Origin of the sequence: Candidimonas sp. SYP-B2681 (assembly GCF_003971065.1) — a bacterium.
In the GTDB taxonomy this organism is placed as follows: Bacteria; Pseudomonadota; Gammaproteobacteria; order Burkholderiales; family Burkholderiaceae_B; genus Pollutimonas.
On the sequence record NZ_RYDV01000006.1, the window covers coordinates 138649 to 162919 of the forward strand.

Below are 24271 nucleotides of genomic sequence, written 5' to 3' on the forward strand. Positions count from 1 at the left end.
TGATGCCTAGTATTGACCCATGAAATCACGCTTACCGACTTCGACGCCATTATGGCGCAGGAGGGCGTAGGCCGTCGTGACATGGAAAAAGAACTGCGGCAGGCCGTAAGTCAATAAGTACGATTGGCCACTGAAATTCCTTTCTTTAGGCGTTCCCTGGCGTGTAACGATAACCCGATCTTCATGGCCGTCAATCTGTTCCGGAGTAACGCTATCGATAAAACCCAAAGTTTTGGCGATAAGCTCGTGAAGATCTGCAAAGGTTTTTTGATCATCTTCGAACTTGGGAACCTCGACACCGGCAAGGCGTGCCGAAACGCCGCGCGCAAAGTCCGCGGCGACCTGCACCTGGCGAATCAAGGGAAACATGTCCGGAAAAAGCCGCGCTTGCAATAAGGCGTCAGGGTCGATTTTCTTGACAATAGCGTGTTCTTCGGCTTTGGCCAGGATACCGTCCACGCTGTTTAGCATTTGTTTGAAAACAGGAACTGAAGCGGCGTAAAGCGAAATTGTCATGGTGATTCCTTGTATAGAAGTGACATGATTATAGGCATCACCGCAACTACGGTCGGAAAGTGCAAAAAAAAGCCCGCACGCTCAATATACATGCGGGCCTCAGATTCAAAAAAACTTCTTCTCCGGCGCAGCGCTGGGTGAAGTCAAAGACTCGACCTGGTTTATTTCGCTTTCAAACATATGCTCATGAAAGATTGACGGGCATCGCCTTTTAGCGCCTTGGTGGTCGCCTCGGTATTGCAGTTTTTCATCCGTAGTTGCGAGGCGCTTAGCTCTTTCGATGTCGTCACTTCGCCTTTGAGGCAACTGCTCATGAAGGCTTTGCGCTCTTCACCGCTTTTGCCTTTGGCGTTCTGATTACACGTCACCATGCGTTCTTGCTGGGGAGTTTTAGCGTTCGAAGCGCCCGATGTGGACTCAGCAGCCTGGGGCGCCGCGGCGGATGCCGAATAGGCTGGGCCCGCAGCCCAGCCGCCTAATAAAGCGGCGGTCAATAAAAGTCGCGTAAAAAGTGTCATAACGTCACCTTAAAAAAGCGGCGGGTTTGCCGTTTGTATAGTCCATCTAAATCAGTCCGGACGCAACAGTTGATTGGCGAGCTACGTAAATTTTTTCGTTCGAACAAAAAGATATTTGGCATTCCCGCTCACCAATTTTGCGAACATATAAGGGGATTTCAGGAAACATTCATAAGACATATTCAAGGGGCAATCATGTTTCAGACGACAACTCAAAAAGCTGGCACACGCACGATACTCAGCGCTTCACTGGCCATATTCATGTTGGCGGCTCCGCTGGGTACAACGGCATCCGCACAGGCCTACCCCGATAAGCCAATACGGCTCATCATCCCCTACCCTCCCGGCGGCGCAACCGACGTAATCGGGCGGATCGTTGGCAAGAATTTAAGTGACGAAATCGGCAACCAGGTCGTGATTGAAAACCGTGGCGGTGCCGGAGGAAATATCGGCGCAGCCGAAGTGGCGCGCGCCAAGCCCGATGGCTATACCTTACTGATGGGCGCACTGACATCCCACTCCGTGATGGCCACGCTGGAAAAGGGCAAATTGCAGTACGATCTCCAAAAAGACCTGACCCCCGCCGGCGTGGTGGGGTTTGTGCCATTGGTGGCGGTCGTCAACCCATCCCTGCCGGTCAAATCACTGAAAGAACTCGTCGATTATGCCAAGAAGAATCCCGGCAAGCTTAATTTCGCATCATCAGGGGCGGGTGCACCCCAGCGCATGGCAATGGAACTGTTCAAACAAATTGCGGGCGTCGATATCACGCACGTTGCCTATCGTGGCAGTGGCCCCGCCATGACGGACCTGGTCGGAGGCCAGGTTGAAACCATGACGGAAACCGTTCCTGCCGCGATCTCGTTCATAAAATCAGGTCAATTACGGCCCCTGGCAGTATTGACGCCCGAACGCGTTTCGATGCTGCCGGATATCCCGACGGCCAAAGAACAAGGGTTTACAGGGTTCAACGTCAGCTCGCTGTTTGGAGTCATGGCTCCCGCCGGCACTCCTGCACCCGTGCTAGAAAAAATCAACAAGGCTTTGACCACTGCTCTGGCCAAACCTGAAGTCAAAGAACAATTGCTGCAACAAGGCGTATATGCCGACCCATTAAATATTGAAGCGTCCAAAGTGCGGCTTACCGCCGAGATCGATCAGTGGGCGAAAGTCATCCACGACGGCAAAATTACCGTTAATTAACCGAAGAAAGATTCAGTCCATGACCAAGAAACTCCCGGCAACACTCGACCTTGACGCGCGCGGTTTGCGCAAAGGCCTGACCAGCTACGGCGACAATGGCTTCTCCCTGTTTTTAAGAAAAGCCTTTATCAAGGGCGCAGGCTATTCTGACTCGGCCCTCGATCGGCCGGTAATCGGAATAGCCAATACCGGCAGCGCTTACAACCCCTGCCACGGCAACGTGACGCAGCTAATCGAAGCGCTCAAACGGGGGATTATGCTGGCGGGTGGCTTGCCCATGGACTTTCCCACAATTTCCATACACGAAAGTTTCGCCTACCCGACCAGTATGTATCTGCGTAACCTCATGTCGATGGATACCGAGGAAATGATACGGGCGCAACCTATGGACGCCGTGGTGTTGATTGGCGGTTGCGACAAAACCGTGCCCGCGCAGCTCATGGGCGCAGCATCGGCCGGAATTCCTGCCATTCAGTTGATTACCGGTTCCATGCTGACCGGCTCCCACCGCTCTGAACGGGTGGGCGCTTGTACCGATTGCCGGCGATACTGGGGTAAGTATCGCGCCGAAGAAATAGACGATGAAGAAATTTCCGACGTTAACAATCAGCTGGTTGCCAGCGTCGGAACTTGCTCGGTCATGGGAACCGCCAGCACGATGGCCTGTATTGCCGAAGCGCTGGGCATGACGGTACCCGGCGGCGCAAGCCCGCCCGCCGTTACCGCGGACCGCATGCGTATCGCCGAACTTACCGGTGCCCAAGCCGTGGCAATTGCAAGGCAGGGCCTGACCATCGATAAAATCCTGACCGAGGATGCTTTCGAAAATGCCATGCGAGTATTGCTGGCCATTGGCGGCTCGACCAACGGCATTGTGCATCTGGCTGCCATTGCCGGACGCCTCGGCCTGGATATCGACCTGAAGAAGCTCGATCGAATGGGCAAGGACACCCCCGTATTGCTAGACCTGAAACCCTCGGGCCAGCATTACATGGAAGATTTCCACAAGGCGGGTGGAATGGCCACGCTGTTTCGCCAACTGAAACCATTGCTGAAGTTGAGTGCACTGACAGTAACTGGCCGTACGCTTGGCGAAGAAATTGAACTGGCGGGGCCGGGCTTTGCGCAGGATGTCGTCAAGACCATGGACGATCCAATCTATCCCCAGGGCGGCATGGCGGTGCTCGAAGGGAATTTGTCGCCGGGCGGCGCCATCATCAAGCAGTCCTCTGCCGACCCCGGGCTGATGGAACACGAAGGTCGCGCCGTAGTGTTTGAAAACGCCGCCGACCTGGCAAACAGAATCGATAGCGATGACCTCGACGTTACCAAGGACGACGTCCTGGTGCTCAAAAACATTGGCCCGAAAGGTGCACCAGGCATGCCCGAAGCCGGCTATATCCCGATCCCGAAAAAGCTCGCCATCCAGGGCATAAAAGATATTGTCCGGATCTCCGACGGTCGCATGAGCGGCACTGCCTTTGGCACGATAGTGTTGCACGTGACTCCGGAATCAGCCATAGGAGGCCCCCTGGCCTATGTGCAAAACGGTGACCGCATCCGATTAAGCGTCAGCAAACGGGAAATTTCCCTGCTGGTCAGCGACGCGGAATTGCAGCGGCGCCGCGAGCTATCGCCGATCACTCCTCCCACTGCCGAAAGGGGGTACAAGAAGCTATTCCTGGATACCGTCACGCAGGCAGACCAAGGCGTCGATTTCGACTTTCTGCGGGCCGTCCGCCCTGCTGACCCGGCTTCGGGCGAATGAAATCGGGCCGTCGGCGTTTGCTGCCTGACCCGTATGGCTACAGGCTCTGGGCGAACACCGCCTTGGCTTCGACATAGACCGAAGCGGCCATCCTGGCATGGTGGCCTTGTGCATTCCACACAAGGCCGTTCCTGCGCACGGGGGCTCGTCCGGGCAAGGGCACGCGGGCGATCGCCAGCGATTTCCACATCGACGACCAATCTGGGATCAACGAAACACCCAGCCCCTCATGAACCAAAGAGGCAATCGCAAAAATCCCGTCGATTTCCAAGCGTTGCTTGGGGCGTATCTGGTGATCCCGTAAATAGCGGTCCGCCAGTTGGCCCCCATACACGGCACGGTCGTATCGAATGAAAGGTTGCGTCGCCAGCAGATGATGGGCCCCTTCATGTTTCAAGGACTCCGGCGCCATGACGACCAGAGGCTCTTCCATAAAGGCCTGCCATATGCAGTTTTTCGGCACGGCGAATTGGGGTTCCACCACGATGGCAGCGTCGAGTTCGCCGCTAGCCACTTTGCGGCAAAGGTCGACCGATGCCCCCGGCGTCACAAAAATCGAGGCATTGGGATATATATCGTATATACGCTTTAGTATCGGGGGCAGGATGATATTCAATGCCGACACGAAGCACCCTATGCGTAATTCGCCGGGCTGGCCGCCGTCGATCGCCATGGCGCGAAGATCGCGGATGCTACGGATAACGGCCCGCGTGTCGTCAAGGATTCGGATACCGCTTTCGGTCGGCTTTACCGACCGGCCGGACCGCTTTACCAACGCAACGCCTAAATCGGCTTCAAGGGCCTTGATACGTGCTGCAATGGCAGCCGAGGTCAAGTCCAACTGGCGGGCAGCGCCGGCAAATGAGCCCGCTTCGACCACGGCGACAAAGCTTTGCATGTATTTTGTGTCCATGATGTCCGATCGTAAGTGATAAGGAAGCAAAAAAATCTATTGTCTAAACCAAGCGAAAACCACTTTAACTTAAAGCGCGTTCGAGCCATACTTTTACAGTTCAGTGCATGAATCAATTTGCGGAGACCATATGACGAATTCGAAAATACGCGGGGTGCTATCCCCCGTCCTGACCCCGTTCAACCCTGACTATTCTGTTTCGAAGCCGCGATTTCTTAAGCATTGCACGTCCCTGATCGAACAGGACGTTGGTCTGGCCGTATTCGGCACGAATTCTGAAGCAAACTCCCTATCTACGAACGAAAAAAGACAACTTCTGGACGTACTGGTGGAAAATGGCCTACCCACCAACAAGATGATGCCCGGCACCGGCTGCTGCTCGATTACCGACTCAATCGAATTATCCAGGCATGCGGTCGAATTGGGCTGCAGTGGCGTCTTGATGCTTCCCCCTTTCTACTACAAAGGGGTCAGCGATGAAGGTCTGTATCGCAACTACGCCAGCATCATCGACGGCGTTGCCGACACTCGCCTGAAGATCTATCTTTATCATATCCCCCCGGTGTCCCAGGTCGGCATCAGCCTGGCGCTTATCGAACGATTGTTGAAGGCGTATCCCGAAAACATCGCGGGCATCAAAGACAGTTCGGGAAATTGGGACAACACACTGGCCATGCTGCAGCAGTTCCAGCCGGAAGGCTTCGATGTCTTCGCTGGCAGCGAGGCCTTTCTGCTGCAAACCTTGCGCCACGGCGGCGCAGGTTGTATTACGGCCACCGGTAATGTCAATCCATCGGCCATCGCGCACCTTTATGCGACATGGCAACAAGACGACGCGGATGTTCAGCAGGCCGACCTGAATACGGTGCGAGGCGTATTCCAGAAGCTGCCCATGATTCCCGCCATGAAAGCGGCCATTGCCTGGCAAGCGCAAGACCCGGCCTGGGCCACAGTAAGGCCTCCCTTGGTCGAACTGAATCAGGAACAGAACAACCAGCTGATAAAAGAGTTAACTGAAATCAACTTCCAGATCAACAACTCCAAAGCACTGGCACACGCTAGCTAAAGACCGCAAGGCGCCCGGGTTTCGGGCGCCGTTTCAACGACCATGACCCTGCCTACCCGTTTCCCGCCCTTGCTCACGTTTGGCGCTTTTCCAGAATCGATCGCCCATCGGCTCGGTCAGGTTTTTCAGCTCTACGATCCGGACGATCTGAACGTCGATCCGGCACTACACGACCGCATTGAAGGCATCGTTACGCGTTCGAACTATCGCATTCCGCAGGAATTACTCGAACGACTTCCGAACTTGGGCATTATCGCCACGAATGGGGTGGGCTACGATGGGATTCCGCTGGCCTATACAAAAAGCCGTGGCATTGTGGTGACCAACACACCCGATGTACTTAACAAGGCCGTGGCCGAACTGGCCATTGGGTTGCTCTTGGCAATACTGCGCCACCTGCCGCAGGCCGACCAGTTCGTCAGGACCGGAGCATGGCAAACACGCCCGTTTCCCCTGGGCACCACGTTGGCTGGCAAGAAAATCGGTATGGTCGGCTTTGGACGAATCGGCAAGGAAATCGCTAAACGCTTTGCCCCCTTCGATGTTGACGTGGCGTATTTTGGCCGAACTCAACAGCAAGTCGAACCCGTTTATTTCAACGATCTGAAAACCCTCGCCTCGTATGCGGACGTTCTGATCGTATGCTGCCCCGGCGGCCCAGATACTTATCAGATTATCAACGCCGATATTCTGCGGGCCCTTGGGCCTGCCGGCGTATTGGTCAACATTTCGCGCGGCAGCGTGATCAACGAGGCTGATCTATGCAAGGCGCTGGGCGATGGCACTATTCTGGGTGCCGCACTCGACGTTTTCAATGAAGAGCCTCTGGCCGACAGTCCCTTACGTAGGCTTGGCAACGTCGTGCTGGCGCCGCATATGGGCAGCGCCACGCACGAAACGCGCATGGAAATGGCCGAACTGGCCATCCAAAATTTGACCCGTTATTTCACGTACGGGCAGGCAGTCACTCCGGTTACGGGATAGCCAAATCCAGAAAAGCACGCACCAGTTTCTCGCGCGGATTCGCCCTGAGCCATAACAAACCAAGGCTGCGCGTTGGAACGGGTTCCGGAAGGCTGTGGCGTGTCAGGGCTGGTTCGATCTGGTCCCCGGACGCCCAATCGGGAAGCACCGACACCCCCAAACCGCTTTTGACCAGATCGGCAATGTAGTCGATACCGTCAAGTTCAAGCCGGGCATTCGGATGCACATTATGCGAAGTCAAATAATCGTCGGCCATTTTGCCCGCAACGACTCGCCTGTCGTATCGGATAAAAGGGTTCTCGTTAATAATGGCAAACGGGTCGCGGCCCTCCATGCCCACAGGCGTCAATAACACCAGGCGTTCCGTTCTTAAAGTTCTCCAGTGCAGGGTTTTCGGCATGTCAAATAAAGGGTGCACCAAGATAGCGGCATCCAGATCGCCACGCAGCACCCCGTCATACAGCACGGTCGAGGCGGCCGGCTCGATCAGGACGTCGATGTTTTCATAGGTATCGACCCACTTCCTTAGCACCGGAGGAAGCATGCCTTTCAGTGCGGAAGGCGTGGCCCCCAAGGTGAGCGGGCCCGCGGGCAGTTCATTGTTGCTGGCAAGGGAACTAAAGTTTTTCACCTCGACCAGGATGAGCCTGGCTTGCTTGAGCACTTTGCTGCCGGCCTGTGTCGGTTTGACTGTCCTGCCCGACCTTTCAATAAGGGTGGTGCCTACCTCGGCCTCGAGCGCCTTAAGCCTTAACGATACCGCCGTCGGAGTCAGATCCAAAAACCGCGCGGCGGCAGCAATCGAGCCTAGTTCCACCACTTGTACAAAACTCTCTATGAAACGCGTGTCCACATTCCTCCCGGGGAATCGGTATCTGGCCTAGAGTTGCAAATACATGCTACCGGAGGTCAAAAGATTGTTTTTCTTACTTCTGAAGGCAGCGAAAGAACATTGTTCCTCTTACACATATCTACAAGAATAGCTGGGAGCAGTCATTAACTTAACCTAGCCAGAGAAGAGAAAAGATTCTATGCCAATTATCCAGTCCATAGAAGTTTGCGCCGTCGCGGTTCCGCTCGACATCGTGACATCATTTTCAAACAGAACCGTCAGCACCAGGCATTATGGTTTGGTCAAGGTCCGGTCGACGGACGGCGTGGAAGGCATAGGGTTTTGCTATGTCGGCAGTGCAGGCGGCGCCATTTTCAGTCAGGCGGTCAAGGAATTATTCGCTCCTGTGTTGATCAACAGCGATTCCTACGCGGTCGAAGGCCTGTGGCAGAAAATGTATCAGGAAGCGCTGCTGCAAGGACGTTCAGGCACGGTTATGCGAGCCCTTAGCGCCCTGGACATTGCTTTGTGGGATTTGAACGCGAAAACCCATCAGTTGCCGTTGCACAAATTTATGGGCGCCGTAGAGCTTGACGCGGTACCAGCCTATGCCAGCGGCGGCTACTACCTGGACGGCAAAACGCCTCAGCATCTGGGCGAGGAAATGGCCAGTTATGTCGACAAAGGCTTCAAGGCAGTAAAGATGAAATCGGGCCGGCTGTCGCCCCGCGAAGAAGAAGAACGACTGAAAGCCGCCAGGCAAGCCATAGGCCCCGACGTCGAACTGATGATGGACATGAACAACGCCTGGGTCGACACCACACAGGCCATGCAGTATGTCAGGCGCTTCGAACAATACGATCCTTATTTCTTCGAAGAACCGTTTCTGCCGGACGATATCGACAACCATGCACGGCTCGCCAAATTGACCACCGTGCCTATCGCCACGGCTGAAATCGGCTACGGCCGCTGGTACCACAAGGAACTGATGGACAAGGGTGCGGCATCGATTCTGCAGACCGATGCCGCAGTATGTGGCGGCATCACCGAATGGCGACGAATTGCCCAGACAGCCGCCAGTTATGGCTTGATCATGTGCCCGCACTGGTTCCATGACCTGCATGCGCCTTTGGTGGCCAGTACGCCTAACGCCAGGTATGTGGAATTCTTCTGGAATGACCAGGTGCTGAATTTCCGCAATCTGGTTGATCGTCAGCTTTCACACAAAGACGGCAAAGTGATACTGCATCAAGAACCTGGCCTGGGATTCGGATTCGACGAAAAATTCGTGGCTAAATTCGCTAAGTGGGAAACGGTCAAGTAAGGCAGGCTGGGGCATGGCAAGGCCAAAACCGCTGTGCCCCGTGAAGAAAAAACATTACATAAATAAAAACCGGAGAAAGACAAAATGTTCAAGTTCAAGAAAGCCCTGATCCTGTCATGCATATCGACGGCCTTGCTGGGCATTCAGCCTGTTTATGCCGCCGACGATTGGCCAACGCGTTCCATCACCTATGTTTCGCCTTTTCCGGTCGGCAGCAATACCGACACGCTGGGACGCATTATTGCCGACCAGATGGCCAAAACGCTGAACGTACCCGTGGTGGTCGAGAACCGGCCTGGCGCCACCGGCATGATCGGATCCAGCTATGTCGCTAAAGCCAAGCCCGACGGCTACACCATTATGGGCGGCAGCATTGCATCTCATGCCATCAACGCCGGCCTGTTCCCGAATATGCAGTACGACGCTGTGAAATCCTTCGAGCCCATTACTGTCATTGGCTTCAATGCCAATACGCTCGTAGTGGCAAAGAACAGTCCCTTCAAGAGCCTCAAAGACGTCATCGCCGCGGCCAAGGCCGCGCCCGAAACTGTGACCTATGCGTCGTCCGGCATCGGGACGACTCAGCATATGTCTGGCGTACTGCTTTCTTCGGAAGCAGACGTCAAGGCAGTGCACGTACCCTACGGCGGCAAGTCGGCATTGCCCGATATTATTGGCGGCCAGGTCAGCATGATGTTCGAAGGCCCCACCGTCGTACCGCACGTCCTGCAAGGCACGGTTCGCGCCCTCGCCGTTACCTCGCCAAAACGACTCGCCAGCCTGCCCGATGTACCCACCATGCAAGAAGCGGGATTGCCCAATTATGAAATGCGGGCATGGCAAGCGATTTTCGCTCCCAAAGGCACGCCCAAACCCATTATCGACAAGCTTTACGAATCGATCAGCCTGGCACTGAAAAGCCCCGAAGTTCTCAACAAGCTGAACACGATGGGGGTGGAGCCTTCAGGTATGCCGCCGGCCGAATTTGCGATTTTCCAGCAACAGGAAATCGACAAATGGCGCAAACTTATCAAGGCGGCTGACATCAAGATACAGTAAGCGCTTTACTCGGTTTAGTTACCAGGGGTCGTCAACGCGGCCCCATTATTCTTTTCAGGAGACGACATTGGCACTGAATGATTCTGTTGTAGTCATTGGCGGCGGCACCATGGGCTGCGACATTGCCGGCATTTTTTACGCCGCCGGCTGGAATGCGCAGGTGGTGGAGACCAACGAAAAAGTACGGGCGCGCCTGACTAGCGCGGTACCTGCAGCCGCGGCTGAAACCGGCATCCACAGGCAGGGCGGCACGGTTGACGCGCTGGCGTCATTGGCCAACATCGACTGGTCCCATGCACGGATCGTCATAGAATGTGTCTTGGAAGAACTCTCCGTCAAACAACAGGTCTTCCAGGAACTCGAGAAGCTCGCGCCCCCCGACATACCCCTGACCAGCAATTCGTCGGGCTTGCCCATCAGCAAAATCGCCGAACACTGCACCAGCGCCCAGCGCATGCTTAACCTGCACTTCTTTATGCCCGCCCATTTGGTGCCTGCCGTTGAAGTGGTACGCAGTGTGCATACCGACGAGGCACGCGCCCAGGAAGTCAGCGATATCATGCGCTCAGTGCGTAAAAAACCGGTACAAGTCAAACGGGACGTCGCCGGCTTTCTGGCCAATCGCATCCAGCACGCGCTTATGCGCGAAGCGATTGCGCTCGTCGATGAAGGCTTTGCTAGCGCCGAAGACGTCGACCTGGCGGTGCGTTATGGTTTTGGCTTCCGTTATATCGCCGCCGGCCCTTTGCTGCAAAAAGACCTGGCCGGCATAGACATTCATTGCGCGGCTGCCGCCTCCATCTACCCAGAGCTGCACCAAAACACCGAGCCCAGCCCACTGATGAAAAATCTGGTCTCGCAGGGGCATTACGGCGTCAAGTCGCCCAGTCGTAAAGGGTTTTATGACTGGGATGAAGACTCCATTGCACGCGCCCAGTCTCGTTATCAAACTGCGTTGAAAAAAGCCATGCAAATTTTGCGCGACGAAGACAACGACTGACCCCTTAAGGAAGGCACAACGATCGGCATGCCGCTTGCTGTCCGCGCCAATAAACGCGAACTTATGACGCACAAGGGGACAGCATGGCAAGCATCGAGAAAGTGGCAGACTTCATGAGGTCCGAATCGTTAATGCTGGTCACGGCCGAATCATGCACGGCAGGACTCATCGCCGCGACACTGGCTGATATTCCAGGCGCGGGTGAACTGCTCGACTGTGCATTTGTCGTGTACTCGCCCGACGCCAAGAAGAACTGCGTAGCGGTCAAGCAAGAAACGCTGGACGAATTCAATTTGACCAGCGAAGAGATTGCACGGGAAATGGCCGAAGGCGCTTTAGGAAAGAGCCGTGCCAATGTCGCGGTTTCCAACACCGGCGTCACCGATAATACCGATGACGCCGTTCCGGCAGGAACCCAATGCTTTGCGTGGGCGTTCCAGCCCAATGGGGCCGGAGGTCCGCCCGTCGTATTCAGCGAAACGTGTCGTTTCTCGGGCGATAGAACGTCGATCCGGCAGGCCAGCGCGGAATACGCCCTTGAGCGCATCCCGCATTACTTCTCGCAGCTACGGAAGCAGTAAGCAAGCCTTAACGGCCGCCTGAACTAGCGCGACCACAGCACATAGAAGCCCTGGGCCAGATACACCGCGCCAATCGTCATGACTATCCATTGCGTCCAGCGCCGGAACTGATGGTCGGTAAGCCGTTCGAGTACCAGTTTGCTAAGGCTGGTGCCCATGATGGCCATCACCACGGCAATGCCCATGGCCCATTCATCGGCCTGGACCTCGTCGCCCAAAATACTGGTGAAATACACCAGCTTGGCCATGTGTGAGAACGTTTGACATGCGGCTTTGGTCGCCACGATGGTTCGCCGGTCCATCTGATTGCGCACAAAGAACACATCAAGCAGTGGCCCTGAAACGCCAGCAATAAACTGCATTACGGTATTCAGGAAGCCGCACAGTTCTGCCCCGAAACGGCGGTTTACTTGCGGAACGAACTTCGCCGGCACCAGGACAGCCAAAAACGGGATGATGCCCAGGGCGATCAGCACAAAGGCCTTGTCGGGGACAAACGCCATGAACGAAAACATGGCGGCGGCCACCAGCAGGCCAGCAATATAACGGGCGAAAATCCGGAAATGCACATTACGCCGCCACATAATGGCGCGCCAGCCATTGGACGTCATCTGCGCGGTGCCATGCAGAACCATGGCAGCCGGTACGGGCAGAAAGGCAATCAGGATGCCCATTAGCACCATCCCGCCGGCCATGCCGAATACTCCGGAAAGGAATGACGTGCCCAGCACGGAAAATGCGATTAATACCAGGAATCCGATCTGCAAGGTATGTCCAATGAATCGAAAGAGGAGCTGTTGGAATTGACGGTTCGAGATTATAGTCGTCGACGCGATAGGTGCGCTGACCATATCGGAGACGACTCGAGCGCTTCAGACCTCGAACGATAGGGCGAAATAGAGGCTGTGTGTCCTGGCTTCCCTGGCGTCAACGTCGGCGGACAAGGCTATTTTCCGTTCGGCGTCATGAGGGGAAAGCGATCACCGCGTTCCTGCACACCCTGACCGGCGACCAGCCCAAAGTGGAATACTCCATTCTTCCACGCAGCACGTCGACGACACCCCGGCGGCAGAAGTAAAAAATTAAGGCGCCCGAAGGCGCCAACATGGTGTTTCGTTGCCCTGCGGTTCCGTAAAGGACCGCGGGGCGCTTTGCTATCAGCCCCGCATCAATTCAACTTGATATTGGCTTTCTTGATGATTTCGCCATACATGACTGTGTCTTTTTGAATAAGCTTGCTCAGGTCTGCCGGAGTGCTACCGACTGGCACGAAGCCGGAATCCTTGAACGTTTTCTTTACCTCTGGTTCCTGAACAATTTCAGCGATCTCTTTCGATACGCGGTCGACGATGTCTTTTGACGTGCCGGCTGGGGCCAGCAAGGCCGCCCACGAATTCATTTCGAAGCCCGGGAAGCCCGCCTCGCCCATGGTGGGAATATTGGGTTCATCATCCCAACGCTTTGCAGAAGTAATCGCCAACGCCTTCAGTTTGCCCTGCTTCACGTATTGCATTGGAACCAGAATCGGGTCAAACACCATGGACACCTGACCGCTAAGCAAGTCGGTGAGTATCGGGGCGCTGCCTTTATAGGGAATATGGGTCATGGCCAGACCCGCTTGCAAACCGAAATTGGCGCCTGTTAAGTGCGCACTGGAGCCCGCACCGCTCGACGCATAGGTGAGTGTGTCTGGATGCTTTTTCCCGTAATCCACAAGTTCAGCCACCGTTTTGACGGGCAGCTTATCGCTGACGAACAAAAACAAGGGCAGATCGGCCACATGCGAGATGGGTTCGAAGTCTTTGAAGGAATAATTCAGCTTATACAGATGCGGGTTTACGGTATAGGCGGCCAACACCATCACAAAGGTATAGCCGTCGGGCTTGGCCTTGGCGGCTGTGGCGGTGCCGATGGTGCTGTTTGCACCCGGCTTGTTGGAAATGACGACCGGCTGGCCCAGACGTTCAGAAAGGCGTTTCATCACGACACGAGACACGGTGTCGGTGGACCCGCCCGGGGTATACGGGACGATCACCTCGATAGGTTTCTCGGGCCATGCGGCAGCCTGCGCAGGCACGTTGGAAGCGGCTGCCACAATACCGCTTATCATCAGCGCAGCAAACGTGGTTTTTCGTGTCGTGTTGGCTTTGATCATTATTTTGTCTCTCCCTGATTACTTGTTAATAAACAGCTTCTGTCAGCGCCTTAGCTTAGCATTGGACACCCGGCGCGCAACTTGCGATTTTCATCCAGGCCGCTATAGCGATATGATCACGGCTGGCTGAACCAGCCCTTTTGCAACATGAGCATTCCAATGACAGACATTCCAGACGGCTATCGCGAGCGCCACCATAACAGCGAATTCACCAATCTATGCGGCCCTTTCTATGAAAAAGTAGAAAACGGCAAACAGATCGAATTGGCGCTACGTATTTCTAACAAGCACAGAAATCTTCGTGGCATCACTCACGGTGGCCTGCTGGTCACAATTGCCGACAGCGCCCTTGGTGACGCTGTCGCCGACGCCTATGGCGACGAAGTCGGTACAGTCACCGTAAGCCTGACCAGCGAGTTCTTCAAAGCCGCAAAAATAGGCGACTGGGTCGTGGCGCGGGCGTCAATACAGAAACAAGGGCGGCGAATGGCGTTCGCCGATTGTTTCCTGTACGTAAATGAAGAAAAAATCTTTCGGGCGAGTGGCGTGTTTGCCATCGTGGAACGCAAGGGCGGACGCTAGCTGGCCCCGATAGAGCCATACCCGTATCACTCGCGGTCCAGCACTAGCTTACGGACGCGCTGTAAGGGTCAAGCCGCTGAAAGAAAACGCTGCTACTCGATAAGGCTCGAATACTGTGTTTGGTAATACTATTTACGTCCGTAAGACCGAGCATTGCCGTATTGCGCCTAACCTCGGCGCAAAGCAGATCCAAAGCATGGTCCACGCCCCTTTTTCCGCCTATTGCGGCCGCGTATCCGAATGGCCGGCCGACAAATACGAACTTGGCGCCGAGGGCGAGCGATTTCAAGACGTCCGTACCGCGCCTGATTCCACTGTCCATCATGATAGGTATTGTGGGACAGGCCTCCACGATTTCTGGAAGCACACGCAAGGGAGACACGGTGCCATCCAGTTGGCGACCGCCATGATTCGACACAATGATGCCATCGACGCCGTTGGCTACAGCCAGCCTCGCATCCTCGGTCGCGATGATGCCTTTCACAATTAGTTTGCCAGCCCAAAGCTTTCTTATTAGGCGCAAATGATCCCAATTAAGATGCCCCCGGTCGGAAAAATCTCGCAATACGTTGCGCGAAATAATAGGTACACCCCGGCTAGCGTAATTATTTTCGAAGTGGGGGATCCCGCTGTTATACACAGTGCGTAGAAGAGTACCTATGGTCCATCCAGGGTGACGGATTCCATCCAACATCAGCTTCATTGTGGGTCGTAAGGGCGTTGAGAAACCGGCACGAATATTGTTTTCCCTATTCGCCGCTACCGGCGTATCAACGGTGATAACCAATTTCTCGTATCCCGCAGCGGCTACGCGTTCGATCAAGCTAATAATTTGATCATCACGGCCTGGCAAATAGGCTTGAAACCATACGTTTTTTCCGATGGTGGCGACATCTTCCAGGCGCGTCAAAGAAGAGCCGCTCATGATCATCGGTACATTCTTGCCAAGAGCGGACTCTGCCAGCACGCAGTCGCCCCGATATGCCGATATGGCGCTCAGCCCCATTGGCGCGATACCGACGGGCGACGAGTACGTGTCTCCCCATAAAGTAACTTCGGTATTCACCTTCGAGACGTCGGATAACACGCGTGGCACAAATCCCAGTTCGGCGAATACCGCACGGTTGTCGTGAAATGAGGAGTTGGTTTCGGTCGCGCCCGATACATAACCAAAAATCGACTTGGGCAAAAACTTTTGCGCCTCTACCTCGAAATCATCAAGACACAAAAGTCGCTCAAGTCTTTTCTTGGAATACATAATTGTTGGTTCATTAAAGTAGAGTATGGTTTGAAATGACGGTCGCAGGACTTCTATTCAGACCAAGGAGTCTCTTCCCAGAATTTTTTGAACAGTTTCTCATTCGCTTCGAGCTCGGCTTTGTAGTCGCTGGGAGGCAGGTAGCGTAAAGGGACGAATAGCTTTTTGGCCTGGTCACGAAATCCCGGATCGTTCACAGCCTGCTGGACTGCCCCAACAAGCTTCGCGGAAACGTCCGCAGGCAACCCTTTCGGCGCGCCGATACCGCGCAAAGACGCCATAATTATGTTGTGACCTTGCTCTTTGAATGTGGGTAAATCGGGAGCCAGGTCCGCACGTTGCTCGCCCATTACACCAAGGTCCAGCATCGGTGATCCGCCCTTTATGTAGGCAAGAACTTCGCCAATGTTCATAGCAGCGACCATGATTTCGCCGCTTGATATCGCGCTGCGCACTTCGCCTGCTCCTTTGTAGGGAACGTGGGTCATTTTCGTACCAGTCCCCTTCTGAAACAATAGCATGGCAAGATGGTCGTCGGAACCTACACCAGTCGTGCCAACGGTGACTTTGCCCGGATTGGCCTTCGCGTAGTCGACCAGATCCTTAAGCGATTTAATATTCCCCTTGCTATTAACCGCGAAGCTGTCGGGATCATCGATTAAGTTCCCGATAAGATCAAAGTCTGTCCAGTGGAACTGACTTTTTCGCTCAATAGGAATGGTAATCATGTTGGGCGTGTTCAAAAAACCTATGGTGTAACCATCTGGCTTTGCGCGTGCGACCTCGCCGAATCCAATAGCACCACCCGCGCCAGGACGATTAAGTACGACGATGCGTGCTCCATTGCCCAAATATTTTTCAATGTAGGGCGCGATAGCGCGCGCAACCAGGTCTGTGCCACCGCCTGGACCGTAGGACACCACCATATTAATGGGGCGTTCGGGATAGGCTGCCTGAGCCACGGGCAGCAGTGAGCCAATAGACAGCGCACACGCCATTACGCCAAGCGCTATCAGTTTTCGGCTAATCATTGTTTTAGAATTTTGATTCATGTATGTCTCCAGTCTTATGATGGACTACAAAATATTGAGCCGCGCTAAAAAATTCGGTAAAACCTCTTTATTAATAAGGCGAGCCGGCGCTTGCCCATGACAAACTTCCAGGATTTGTTCGGCAGCCATTCTCGCCACGTTCTTCCTCCCTTCATGAGTCACGCCCGCTGTGTGATAAGTCGAGACCACGTTGCTCAAACTCAGTAAAGGATGATCGGCGGGTGGCGGCTCTATCAGCCAAACGTCGAGGCCCGCCCCTCCTAGGTGACCCGAAGCCAAAGAATCGTATAAGGCCGACTCATCATGAATGCCCCCACGGGCTGTCGATATGAAGTAGGCGCCCCGTTTCATTTTCTTAAACACGTCCGCGCCAAACAAGCCGTTGGTCTCGTGAGTACGAGGGCAATGAAGTGAGACGATATCGCTGGATGCCAAGAGTTCTTCAAGTGAAACAGATTGCGCGCCCCGCGCTGAAATAAGCGACTCGTCTAGGTAAGGATCGTATGCCAGCACCCGCATGCCAAATGCAGCGGCAAGCTGAGCTGTCCGCGTTCCTATGTGACCCAGCCCAACAAGGCCCAGGACCTTGCCATTCAGTTCGTGGCCCATCAGGTCCTCGCGCGAGAATCCCGTATCCCTTTTGAGCCTGATATCTGACTCCACGATGCGTCGCAACACGGCGAGCATCAGCCCAATGGTATGTTCAGCGACTGAATTGGCATTGCCACCCGCTTGGTTCATCACCGCAATACCGGCTTCCGTGCATGCTCGCACATCGACGGTGTCGTACCCTGCTCCCGAGGTGGAAACACACACTAGATTGGGACAGCGTTGTATCAGCTCTTGCGTGACGAGCCAGGTAGGCGGCACCTCGTCCTTTGCTGCTGAAATATGGTAGATATCAGCCTGGCTCAAATGGGGCCAATTGATGTCCGGCGAATCACCGATATTTAAAACCTTCAGGCTGACATTCGCGCTTGCGCCCAAAATTTCGTCGAAAACAGAATCGGTCCACAGATTCAGTCTGACCACTTTTTTCAGAGTAATAGTCATATTGGCTCAATGGAAGCGAGGGCTAACGCACAAATTCACATTTAAGACGGACCAAAGATGCGTCTATCCACGATATGTCCAAGGTGTCGTTGGCAATATCTGTGAGCATTTTTTCTTCGACCTGGTTCTTGGCGTGGGCTGCAGCATAAATACTTTCCACATGATCAAATGGAATGCTCAACAAGCCGTCTTCGTCGCCAACGATCAGGTCGCCAGGCTCGATAATCATTCCGCCCAGGCTGATCGGAACGTTTATTTCGCCAGGCCCATCTTTATAGGGCCCCCGATGAGTGACGCCAGCCGCGTATACGGGGAAATCGCCTTTGCCGATAGTGCCCACGTCGCGGATGGCGCCGTTAATGACTATGCCTGCGATGCCGCGCTTCTGCGCCGTACTCGTCATGATTTCGCCGATGATCGCATTGCTGAGATCGCCTCCGGCATCAACAACAATGACATCGCCTGGCTGCGCCATCGCTAAAGCCTTATGCACCATCAAATTGTCGCCGGGACGTGTCTTTACCGTAAACGCCGGGCCCGAGAGTTTTCCTATTGCATGCATGGGGCGCAGGCTGGCCCCGCCGGCGGTTAATCGCGTCATGACGTCACTGATATTCGCTACTGGAATCTCGCGAAACTTGTTCACCCAGCGCTCGTCGACGCGACGTTTAAGCTCTAATATCCGAAAACCCAGCATAGTCGTAACCCACCCGTGAATTATTTATTGATCTATGGATTGTTCCGTTTTGAGAGGCAAGAACACGGCTTTGCTATCAACCGCCACGGAACAGAACTGGATGAATTCTAGTAGTGGAAACGGTTATCGGAGCATAATAATTCTGCTGTCTAGTGCCAAAAGAATTGCTTTTAGCAGCGGCCTTAGCCGAATACTTCTTTAGCATGCTGAACCAAAGCTTCCACCAGAGCGGTACGGGGCCCATGCTTCGCCCAGACTAAACCGATCCGTCTAATTGGCGTCCTTTCGGGCAACGGAATTTTAACGATGCCGCTCGTCTGATACCAGATTGAAAAGGAGTCGGGCACGAGAGATACTCCCACCCCACGTTCCACTAAGGAGACTATTGTCAGTAGGCTATCGATTTCCAGTCTTTGATTTGGAACGATGTTGTTATCCTTCAAATAACGATCGACCAATTTTCCGCTATGGGCCGCGCGGTCATATCTTATAAAGGGCTCAGAAAGTAACAGGTCATGCGCGTCCCGTCCACCCAAGACCGGGGGTGCGATCACTATCAAAGGCTCCTCCTGCAAGGGCTGCCATACACATGTCTTGCTTAACGCAAAGGGCGGCTCAATGACAATGGCAATATCGAGTTGGCCATCATGAACCTTCCGGTACAGTTCGGCGGATACGCCATAGGCTATATAAATGGATAGCCGTGGATAAGTCTGGCAAAATTTTTCCATTAATACGGGTAAATGCGTGGTCAATGCAGAGGGAAAAACACCGAGCTTGAATTCACCATCTAACGAGCCCGTACTCGCAATAGCGTGCAAATCCCTGGCATTTTGGATGAGCGCCTTGGCGCCTTCGTAAATGCGCATCCCTGCTTCGGTCGGCTTTACCGTTTGACCTGAGCGTAGGATTAGAGTCGACTCAAGCTCTTCTTCCAGGTTTTTTATTCTTGCAGCAACCGCCCCAGAAGTAATATTTAGGCGCCGCGCCGCCTCCGCAATCGACTTGTACTCGACCACCTTAACGAAGCTTTCCAAATAATCAGTATTCATGCGATGCCTGCGATAGCTTCTTCACCGTTTCCCGCAGCATGCCTGCTACCTCGCCCCGCAGGCGTTCTTCGGGCAATACACCGGCAGGTCCGCCACAACTCATCACAAAGAATCCTTCACCCGTAATGGTTGCAAAAGGCGCGGCCACGGCGTTGATACCTTGCTGCCAGTCGCCGATGGCGAAACAACAACCCGTTTCACTTAAGTCGCGGCCAGCCTGTTCGAGGACGTCAGGCGCAACGGCCTGCCCCTCGAAACTGGCCAGCACGACGTCACGCTCGGCCGCTGGCAAAGCCGCCATATACGCACGTCCCATCGCACTGTCAGGCCCCAGCCTATGGCCTACGGGCAAACGCAAATACAAGGCAGATGAGCCATGTATAGCCTCGACATAAGTCATCGCCTGCCCGTCGAACGCCCCCAGCGCCACGGCCGCGCCGGTCGCCTGAGCCAATTCTTCCATCAGCGGTCGTGCTAGCTGCCGCACTTCAAGATTGGCCAGCAACCCAAAGCCCAGGGCCAGTACCCCGTAGCCCGGCGAATATCGCCCGGTATCAGGGTGATAGCGCAAGTACCCCATGGCGGTCAGGGTGTAGACGATGCGGCTGATTGTGGATTTAGGCAATCCCGTTAATGTAGCCAGATCCAGATTTCCCAACGTTTTAACGCCTGGCCCGAAACAGCGCATGACGCGTAAGCCGCGCGCCAGAGCCTCGACAAAATCGGGCGATGTCTCGCTCGTCTGTAGCGCTTGCCGCTTGCGGCGGGCCGGTCGCCCATGCGCTTGCCCGGTAGCGCTGGTATCAGTAGGCATTAAGGTATTTCTGGAAAAAGGTTTGCATTCCTGGCCGACTGCTTCTATATTGGTTATTAGAGTGAAACTGAATTCCATTGTACGGGACTCAATACTCCGCTGACAAGAAAGTCTTTATCCACGAACTGCACATAAAACAGATATGGAGACAAAATGATCAAAGCCGGTGCTCGAATCTTGGCAACTGCCGTACTTGCCACTCTGGTCAACGTTGCAAGCGCTGCCCCATTTCCCGAACGTCCGATTACCGTCGTGACCCCGTTTCCCGCCGGAGGTGCCACCGACGCACTGACCAGGGTCCTCACTGAGCATATGGGGAAGACCTTGGGGCAGTCTTTGATCGTGGAAAACAGGGCGGGCGCGGCCACCACAATAGGCGCATCGTATGCCGCGCGCGAAAAGCCCGATGGCTATACCGTTTTACTCGCCACCAACTCCACATTGGTCACCAATCGCTACTTGTACAAGACGCTATCGTACGACCCCGACGCTTTCGCGCCCATCGGCATGATAGGCATCGGCCCCATGGTTCTGCTTGCCAGCAAGAAACATAAATTCAACAACGTTGCAGACGTCGTAGCATTTGCCAAGAAGAGCCCCAGCACGCTAAGCATTGCTTCCTTCGGTGCTGGCACCTCGTCGCATTTGGCCGCTGAATATTTCCAGCAAGTGGCCGACATCAAAATGCTGCACGTGCCCTTCAAGGGGTCGACCCAGGCTCTGCCACAGCTGATAGGCGGCGATATCGACCTGTTCTTTGATATGGTCGCCACCGGCATGCCTCAGGCCAAAAGCGACAAAGTCGACGTTCTGGCCATCACGAGCAAAAAGCGATTGTCGTCCCTACCCGAACTTCCCACGATCAGCGAACTGGGCTATCCCAACTTCGAAATGACAGCATGGTTCAGCCTGGTCGCCCCACAAGGCACACCCGAGGTCGTTACCGACACATTGCGCAAGGCACTGCAAGCCGCTTTGAAAGACAGCGCTGTGCGTCAACGCTTGCTTGATATGGGTATTGAACCGGGCGATGGCTCAGCCGAAGCTTTGGCCAAGCAGATTCGTACCGAAAGCCCTGTTATCGATGCGTTAGTCAAGCGCGCCAACATCACCGTTCAATAACACACGCTTTTATCCGCCTTAACTTCTACAGAGAGTCACCCTGTGTCATCCAACTTATTCTGGAATTTCCCCAACCAAAGCCAACGCATGCCTGTACTGGCGCCCAACGCCGTAAGCACGTCGCAGCCCCTGGCTGCCCAAGCTGGTTTACGTATGCTTTTGGCGGGCGGAAACGCCATCGACGCCGCCCTGGCGGCAGCCATTACGCTGACGGTCGTCGAGCCCGTCATGAACGGCATTGGTGGTGACGCCTTTGCATTGGTGTGGGATCAAGGTCAACTACATGCGCTGAATGCGTCGGGCCGTGCGCCAGCGGCCTGGACACCGGAACGTTTCGCGGGCCGCGATGCGATGCCGGAATTAGGCTGGGATACGGTCACGGTTCCGGGCCAGGTCGCCGGCTGGGCCGAGCTTTCCAAGCGCTTCGGAAATCTGCCCTTTGCCAGCTTGTTCGAACCCGCCATCGGCTACGCAACTAACGGTTTTGCCGTATCGCCGGTTATTGCACGGCAGTGGGCAACACAAGCGCCGCGTCTTAAAGACCAACCCGGTTTCGCGGAAGCGTTTCTTCCTAATGGGGCTGCGCCCACGGCCGGCGATATCTGGCGCTTTCCCGCACAGGCCCGCACCCTTCAACGCATTGCCGACACACTGGGCCGAGATTTCTACGAAGGCGAACTGGCCGACCGGATTTCCGCGTTTGCCGCGCAAACCGGCGGCACAATGGTCGCTGCCGATCTACAGAACAATTCCTGCGATTGGGTAGAACCCATCGCCATGCAGTATCGGGGCGACTACCTGCTGCATGAGTTGCCTCCGAATGGACAAGGCATTGCCGCGCTGATGGCCCTGGGCATGCTCGACACCTTCGACCCACCGCAGGCCGACGACCCCATTGGTTTATTCCACCTGCCAATCGAGGCAATGAAACTGGCCTTCGCCGATCTGCACCAGCATGTTGCCGACCCCATCGGCATGGGCGACCTGACCGCGCAAATGTTGGACCCTGCCTATTTGCGCCGTCGCGCAGCGCTGATTGACCACAAGCGCGCCGCTACACCTATTGCCGGCTTGCCGGAACAAGGAGGCACGGTCTACCTTACTGCCGCCGACAGCAGTGGCATGATGGTGTCCTTCATTCAATCGAATTATCACGGTTTCGGATCGGGCGTGGTCGTGCCCGACACCGGCATCGCGCTGCATAATCGCGGCCGCAATTTTTCATTGATTCCGGGTCACCGCAACCAGGTCGCACCGAACAAGCGCCCTATGCACACCATTATTCCCGCTTTCATCACACGCAAGGGCCAACCTTTCGCCAGCTTTGGGGTCATGGGCGGCAACATGCAGGCTCAGGGTCACGTACAGATGATGCAACAACTGGTGGACTTGCAGCGCAACCCCCAGGCGGCAATCGATGCACCAAGGTTTCGCGTAGAGCCCGGCCCGCGGGTAATGCTTGAATCGCGTGTCCCCACGTCGACACTTGAAGTCTTGCAAGCCGCCGGCCATCGTATCGAGCCGCAAAGCCCCGACAGCCTGGACTTCGGCGCCGCGCAAGTGATTCTGCGTCAAGAACATGGCGGTTATATCGCCGCATCAGATCCCCGTCGAGACGGGCAAGCAGTCGGATACTAAACCGACCCATAATGCAGCAAAAGAGGAGACAACGATGATAATGAAACACACGCCCCGAGGCGGAAACGCGCTTAAACGTTTGGCGTATGCCACACTCGCCACGCTGGCAACGGTGATGACGGCGCACGCCGCTGCCTACCCCGATAAGCCCATCACCCTGGTTGTGCCTTTCCCCCCCGCGGGCACGACTGATATCGCAGCCCGCACCATAGCCCAGGCCATGGAAGCCAAATTGGGGCAAACCATCGTTGTCGAGAATCGCGCAGGTGCGGGCGGCAACATTGGCATGGGCGTCGTTGCGCGGGCCAAGCCCGACGGCTACACCATAGGTATGGGAACGATAGGCACACAAGCCATCAATCAGTTCCTTTACAAAGACATGTCCTTCAATCCCGAAAAGGATTTTGAGCCTATTGCGCTGGTCGTGACCACACCCAATATTCTTGCGGTCAATGCAAAATCGGACATCAAGAACCTGAAGGATTTGGTCGATGCGGCAAAGGCGGCGAAAGATTCCAAGCTGACTTACGCCACGCCCGGCGTCGGCTCATCGGTTCACCTGACCGGCGCCTACCTCGAACAAGTCGCTGGTATCGAGATGCTGCACATTCCCTTCAAAGGGGTTTCGGCGTCCATGCCCGCCCTGATCGGCGGCCAGGTCTCCATACTGATAGACAATTTACCCAGCACCTTGGCGCAGGTCAAAGACGGATCCAAAATTCGTGGAATTGCGGTTACCTCGGCTAAGCGGTCCCCATCCGCCCCTGATATCCCCACGGTTGCCGAGTCCGGCTATCCAAGCGTCGACGTAACCGCCTGGTTTGCGCTTTACGCGCCTAAAGGCACACCTAAAGAAGCCGTCGACAAATTGATCGGTGCTGCAAAAGAAGCCCTGGCTTCCCCGGAACTACAGGCGAAATACATCGCCATGGGCGCACAGGCAGGCACGCTGGTCGGCGATGACCTGGCGGCTTTCGAGCGCAAAGAACGCGAGCGCTGGGGCAAGCTGGTCAAAGACCGCGACATCAAGACGCAGTAATTCCAGCTTGTCATCGATCCACTTTTAATCCATCAGAAACGAAAG

General features: G+C 55.0%; 24 protein-coding genes. 12 read left to right on the top strand and 12 right to left on the bottom strand.

What is annotated here, in order from left to right:
- Positions 1-6 precede the first annotated feature (6 nt).
- Entirely contained in the window at positions 7-516 is a 510-nt protein-coding gene (locus tag EKL30_RS13550) for a DUF1993 family protein (protein WP_126707767.1), read from the bottom strand.
- 161 nt (positions 517-677) lie between these two features.
- Positions 678-1034 carry a PsiF family protein gene (locus tag EKL30_RS13555; RefSeq protein WP_126707768.1) on the bottom strand — a complete coding sequence of 119 codons (357 nt, stop codon included), beginning with the start codon at positions 1032-1034 and terminating at the stop codon, positions 678-680.
- 261 nt (positions 1035-1295) lie between these two features.
- Here EKL30_RS13555 and EKL30_RS13560 point away from each other — a divergent pair, with 261 nt between their 5' ends.
- Positions 1296-2237, top strand: a complete 942-nt coding sequence (locus EKL30_RS13560; RefSeq protein ID WP_233583149.1) for a tripartite tricarboxylate transporter substrate binding protein — start codon at positions 1296-1298, stop codon at positions 2235-2237.
- 19 nt (positions 2238-2256) lie between these two features.
- Positions 2257-4005 (top strand): IlvD/Edd family dehydratase, encoded by a 1749-nt coding sequence (locus EKL30_RS13565; RefSeq protein ID WP_126707770.1) that lies wholly within the window; start codon positions 2257-2259, stop codon positions 4003-4005.
- A gap of 37 nt (positions 4006-4042) precedes the next feature.
- Here the strand turns inward: EKL30_RS13565 and EKL30_RS13570 are convergent, their stop codons facing one another.
- Positions 4043-4918, bottom strand: coding sequence for a LysR family transcriptional regulator (locus tag EKL30_RS13570; RefSeq protein WP_126707771.1), 876 nt, complete (start codon positions 4916-4918; stop codon positions 4043-4045).
- A 130-nt stretch (positions 4919-5048) separates the two neighbouring features.
- Between EKL30_RS13570 and EKL30_RS13575 the strand changes: the two genes are divergently transcribed.
- Both EKL30_RS13575 and EKL30_RS13580 read left to right on the top strand, forming a co-directional pair.
- Positions 5049-5984, top strand: coding sequence for a dihydrodipicolinate synthase family protein (locus EKL30_RS13575; protein WP_126707772.1), 936 nt, complete (start codon positions 5049-5051; stop codon positions 5982-5984).
- 42 nt (positions 5985-6026) lie between these two features.
- On the top strand, positions 6027-6968 hold the full coding sequence (locus EKL30_RS13580; RefSeq protein ID WP_126707773.1) for a 2-hydroxyacid dehydrogenase: 942 nt from the start codon (positions 6027-6029) through the stop codon (positions 6966-6968).
- Here EKL30_RS13580 and EKL30_RS13585 read toward each other — a convergent pair.
- Positions 6958-7821, bottom strand: a complete 864-nt coding sequence (locus tag EKL30_RS13585) for a LysR family transcriptional regulator (protein WP_126707774.1) — start codon at positions 7819-7821, stop codon at positions 6958-6960. The genes EKL30_RS13580 and EKL30_RS13585 overlap by 11 nt on opposite strands.
- 178 nt (positions 7822-7999) lie before the next feature.
- On the opposite strand from EKL30_RS13585, the gene EKL30_RS13590 reads away from it, so the two are divergent.
- The 4 genes from EKL30_RS13590 (at position 8000) to EKL30_RS13605 (ending at position 11764) form a co-directional block, all read left to right on the top strand.
- The gene (locus EKL30_RS13590) at positions 8000-9124 is read left to right on the top strand and encodes a mandelate racemase/muconate lactonizing enzyme family protein (protein WP_126707775.1); all 1125 of its coding nucleotides are present in this window, start codon (positions 8000-8002) and stop codon (positions 9122-9124) included.
- A gap of 84 nt (positions 9125-9208) precedes the next feature.
- Positions 9209-10183: a tripartite tricarboxylate transporter substrate binding protein gene (locus tag EKL30_RS13595; protein ID WP_126707776.1), complete on the top strand. Its 975-nt coding sequence runs from the start codon at positions 9209-9211 to the stop codon at positions 10181-10183.
- 67 nt (positions 10184-10250) lie between these two features.
- The gene (locus EKL30_RS13600; protein WP_233583109.1) at positions 10251-11183 is read left to right on the top strand and encodes a 3-hydroxyacyl-CoA dehydrogenase family protein; all 933 of its coding nucleotides are present in this window, start codon (positions 10251-10253) and stop codon (positions 11181-11183) included.
- An 83-nt stretch (positions 11184-11266) separates the two neighbouring features.
- Positions 11267-11764, top strand: coding sequence for a CinA family protein (locus EKL30_RS13605; RefSeq protein ID WP_126707777.1), 498 nt, complete (start codon positions 11267-11269; stop codon positions 11762-11764).
- A gap of 23 nt (positions 11765-11787) precedes the next feature.
- On the opposite strand, the gene EKL30_RS13610 is transcribed toward EKL30_RS13605, so the two are convergent.
- Both EKL30_RS13610 and EKL30_RS13615 read right to left on the bottom strand, forming a co-directional pair.
- Positions 11788-12531, bottom strand: coding sequence for a sulfite exporter TauE/SafE family protein (locus tag EKL30_RS13610; RefSeq protein ID WP_158618421.1), 744 nt, complete (start codon positions 12529-12531; stop codon positions 11788-11790).
- Positions 12532-12932: 401 nt separating this feature from the next.
- A complete protein-coding gene (locus EKL30_RS13615; protein WP_126707779.1) occupies positions 12933-13919 on the bottom strand; it encodes a tripartite tricarboxylate transporter substrate binding protein in 987 nt (328 codons plus the stop codon).
- Positions 13920-14078: 159 nt separating this feature from the next.
- Here EKL30_RS13615 and EKL30_RS13620 point away from each other — a divergent pair, with 159 nt between their 5' ends.
- Positions 14079-14501 carry a PaaI family thioesterase gene (locus tag EKL30_RS13620; RefSeq protein ID WP_158618422.1) on the top strand — a complete coding sequence of 141 codons (423 nt, stop codon included), beginning with the start codon at positions 14079-14081 and terminating at the stop codon, positions 14499-14501.
- Positions 14502-14544: 43 nt separating this feature from the next.
- On the opposite strand, the gene EKL30_RS13625 is transcribed toward EKL30_RS13620, so the two are convergent.
- The 6 genes from EKL30_RS13625 to EKL30_RS13650 form a co-directional block, all read right to left on the bottom strand.
- Positions 14545-15759 carry an alpha-hydroxy acid oxidase gene (locus EKL30_RS13625; protein ID WP_126707781.1) on the bottom strand — a complete coding sequence of 405 codons (1215 nt, stop codon included), beginning with the start codon at positions 15757-15759 and terminating at the stop codon, positions 14545-14547.
- 53 nt (positions 15760-15812) lie between these two features.
- Positions 15813-16811, bottom strand: coding sequence for a tripartite tricarboxylate transporter substrate binding protein (locus tag EKL30_RS13630; protein WP_126707782.1), 999 nt, complete (start codon positions 16809-16811; stop codon positions 15813-15815).
- Between the two features lie 24 nt (positions 16812-16835).
- Positions 16836-17864 (bottom strand): hydroxyacid dehydrogenase, encoded by a 1029-nt coding sequence (locus EKL30_RS13635; RefSeq protein ID WP_126707783.1) that lies wholly within the window; start codon positions 17862-17864, stop codon positions 16836-16838.
- A 22-nt stretch (positions 17865-17886) separates the two neighbouring features.
- Positions 17887-18561, bottom strand: a complete 675-nt coding sequence (locus EKL30_RS13640; RefSeq protein ID WP_126707784.1) for an RraA family protein — start codon at positions 18559-18561, stop codon at positions 17887-17889.
- 182 nt (positions 18562-18743) lie between these two features.
- Positions 18744-19613, bottom strand: coding sequence for a LysR family transcriptional regulator (locus EKL30_RS13645; protein ID WP_126707785.1), 870 nt, complete (start codon positions 19611-19613; stop codon positions 18744-18746).
- The gene (locus EKL30_RS13650) at positions 19603-20427 is read right to left on the bottom strand and encodes an IclR family transcriptional regulator (RefSeq protein ID WP_233583111.1); all 825 of its coding nucleotides are present in this window, start codon (positions 20425-20427) and stop codon (positions 19603-19605) included. The genes EKL30_RS13645 and EKL30_RS13650 overlap by 11 nt, the downstream gene beginning before the upstream one ends.
- A 153-nt stretch (positions 20428-20580) precedes the next feature.
- Between EKL30_RS13650 and EKL30_RS13655 the strand changes: the two genes are divergently transcribed.
- From EKL30_RS13655 to EKL30_RS13665, 3 genes are all read left to right on the top strand, one after another.
- Positions 20581-21549 (top strand): tripartite tricarboxylate transporter substrate binding protein, encoded by a 969-nt coding sequence (locus EKL30_RS13655; RefSeq protein ID WP_126707787.1) that lies wholly within the window; start codon positions 20581-20583, stop codon positions 21547-21549.
- 87 nt (positions 21550-21636) lie between these two features.
- A complete protein-coding gene (locus tag EKL30_RS13660; RefSeq protein WP_126707952.1) occupies positions 21637-23187 on the top strand; it encodes a gamma-glutamyltransferase family protein in 1551 nt (516 codons plus the stop codon).
- A gap of 40 nt (positions 23188-23227) precedes the next feature.
- The gene (locus EKL30_RS13665) at positions 23228-24226 is read left to right on the top strand and encodes a tripartite tricarboxylate transporter substrate binding protein (protein ID WP_126707953.1); all 999 of its coding nucleotides are present in this window, start codon (positions 23228-23230) and stop codon (positions 24224-24226) included.
- Positions 24227-24271: the final 45 nt, after the last annotated feature.

Coding starts and splice junctions, on each gene's coding strand:
- EKL30_RS13550 (WP_126707767.1), bottom strand. CDS start 516: ATGACAATTTCGCTTTACGCCGCTTCAGTTCCTGTTTTCAAACAAATG.
- EKL30_RS13555 (WP_126707768.1), bottom strand. CDS start 1,034: ATGACACTTTTTACGCGACTTTTATTGACCGCCGCTTTATTAGGCGGC.
- EKL30_RS13560 (WP_233583149.1), top strand. CDS start 1,296: ATGTTGGCGGCTCCGCTGGGTACAACGGCATCCGCACAGGCCTACCCC.
- EKL30_RS13565 (WP_126707770.1), top strand. CDS start 2,257: ATGACCAAGAAACTCCCGGCAACACTCGACCTTGACGCGCGCGGTTTG.
- EKL30_RS13570 (WP_126707771.1), bottom strand. CDS start 4,918: ATGGACACAAAATACATGCAAAGCTTTGTCGCCGTGGTCGAAGCGGGC.
- EKL30_RS13575 (WP_126707772.1), top strand. CDS start 5,049: ATGACGAATTCGAAAATACGCGGGGTGCTATCCCCCGTCCTGACCCCG.
- EKL30_RS13580 (WP_126707773.1), top strand. CDS start 6,027: ATGACCCTGCCTACCCGTTTCCCGCCCTTGCTCACGTTTGGCGCTTTT.
- EKL30_RS13590 (WP_126707775.1), top strand. CDS start 8,000: ATGCCAATTATCCAGTCCATAGAAGTTTGCGCCGTCGCGGTTCCGCTC.
- EKL30_RS13595 (WP_126707776.1), top strand. CDS start 9,209: ATGTTCAAGTTCAAGAAAGCCCTGATCCTGTCATGCATATCGACGGCC.
- EKL30_RS13605 (WP_126707777.1), top strand. CDS start 11,267: ATGGCAAGCATCGAGAAAGTGGCAGACTTCATGAGGTCCGAATCGTTA.
- EKL30_RS13615 (WP_126707779.1), bottom strand. CDS start 13,919: ATGATCAAAGCCAACACGACACGAAAAACCACGTTTGCTGCGCTGATG.
- EKL30_RS13620 (WP_158618422.1), top strand. CDS start 14,079: ATGACAGACATTCCAGACGGCTATCGCGAGCGCCACCATAACAGCGAA.
- EKL30_RS13625 (WP_126707781.1), bottom strand. CDS start 15,759: ATGTATTCCAAGAAAAGACTTGAGCGACTTTTGTGTCTTGATGATTTC.
- EKL30_RS13630 (WP_126707782.1), bottom strand. CDS start 16,811: ATGAATCAAAATTCTAAAACAATGATTAGCCGAAAACTGATAGCGCTT.
- EKL30_RS13635 (WP_126707783.1), bottom strand. CDS start 17,864: ATGACTATTACTCTGAAAAAAGTGGTCAGACTGAATCTGTGGACCGAT.
- EKL30_RS13640 (WP_126707784.1), bottom strand. CDS start 18,561: ATGCTGGGTTTTCGGATATTAGAGCTTAAACGTCGCGTCGACGAGCGC.
- EKL30_RS13645 (WP_126707785.1), bottom strand. CDS start 19,613: ATGAATACTGATTATTTGGAAAGCTTCGTTAAGGTGGTCGAGTACAAG.
- EKL30_RS13650 (WP_233583111.1), bottom strand. CDS start 20,427: ATGCCTACTGATACCAGCGCTACCGGGCAAGCGCATGGGCGACCGGCC.
- EKL30_RS13655 (WP_126707787.1), top strand. CDS start 20,581: ATGATCAAAGCCGGTGCTCGAATCTTGGCAACTGCCGTACTTGCCACT.
- EKL30_RS13660 (WP_126707952.1), top strand. CDS start 21,637: ATGCCTGTACTGGCGCCCAACGCCGTAAGCACGTCGCAGCCCCTGGCT.
- EKL30_RS13665 (WP_126707953.1), top strand. CDS start 23,228: ATGAAACACACGCCCCGAGGCGGAAACGCGCTTAAACGTTTGGCGTAT.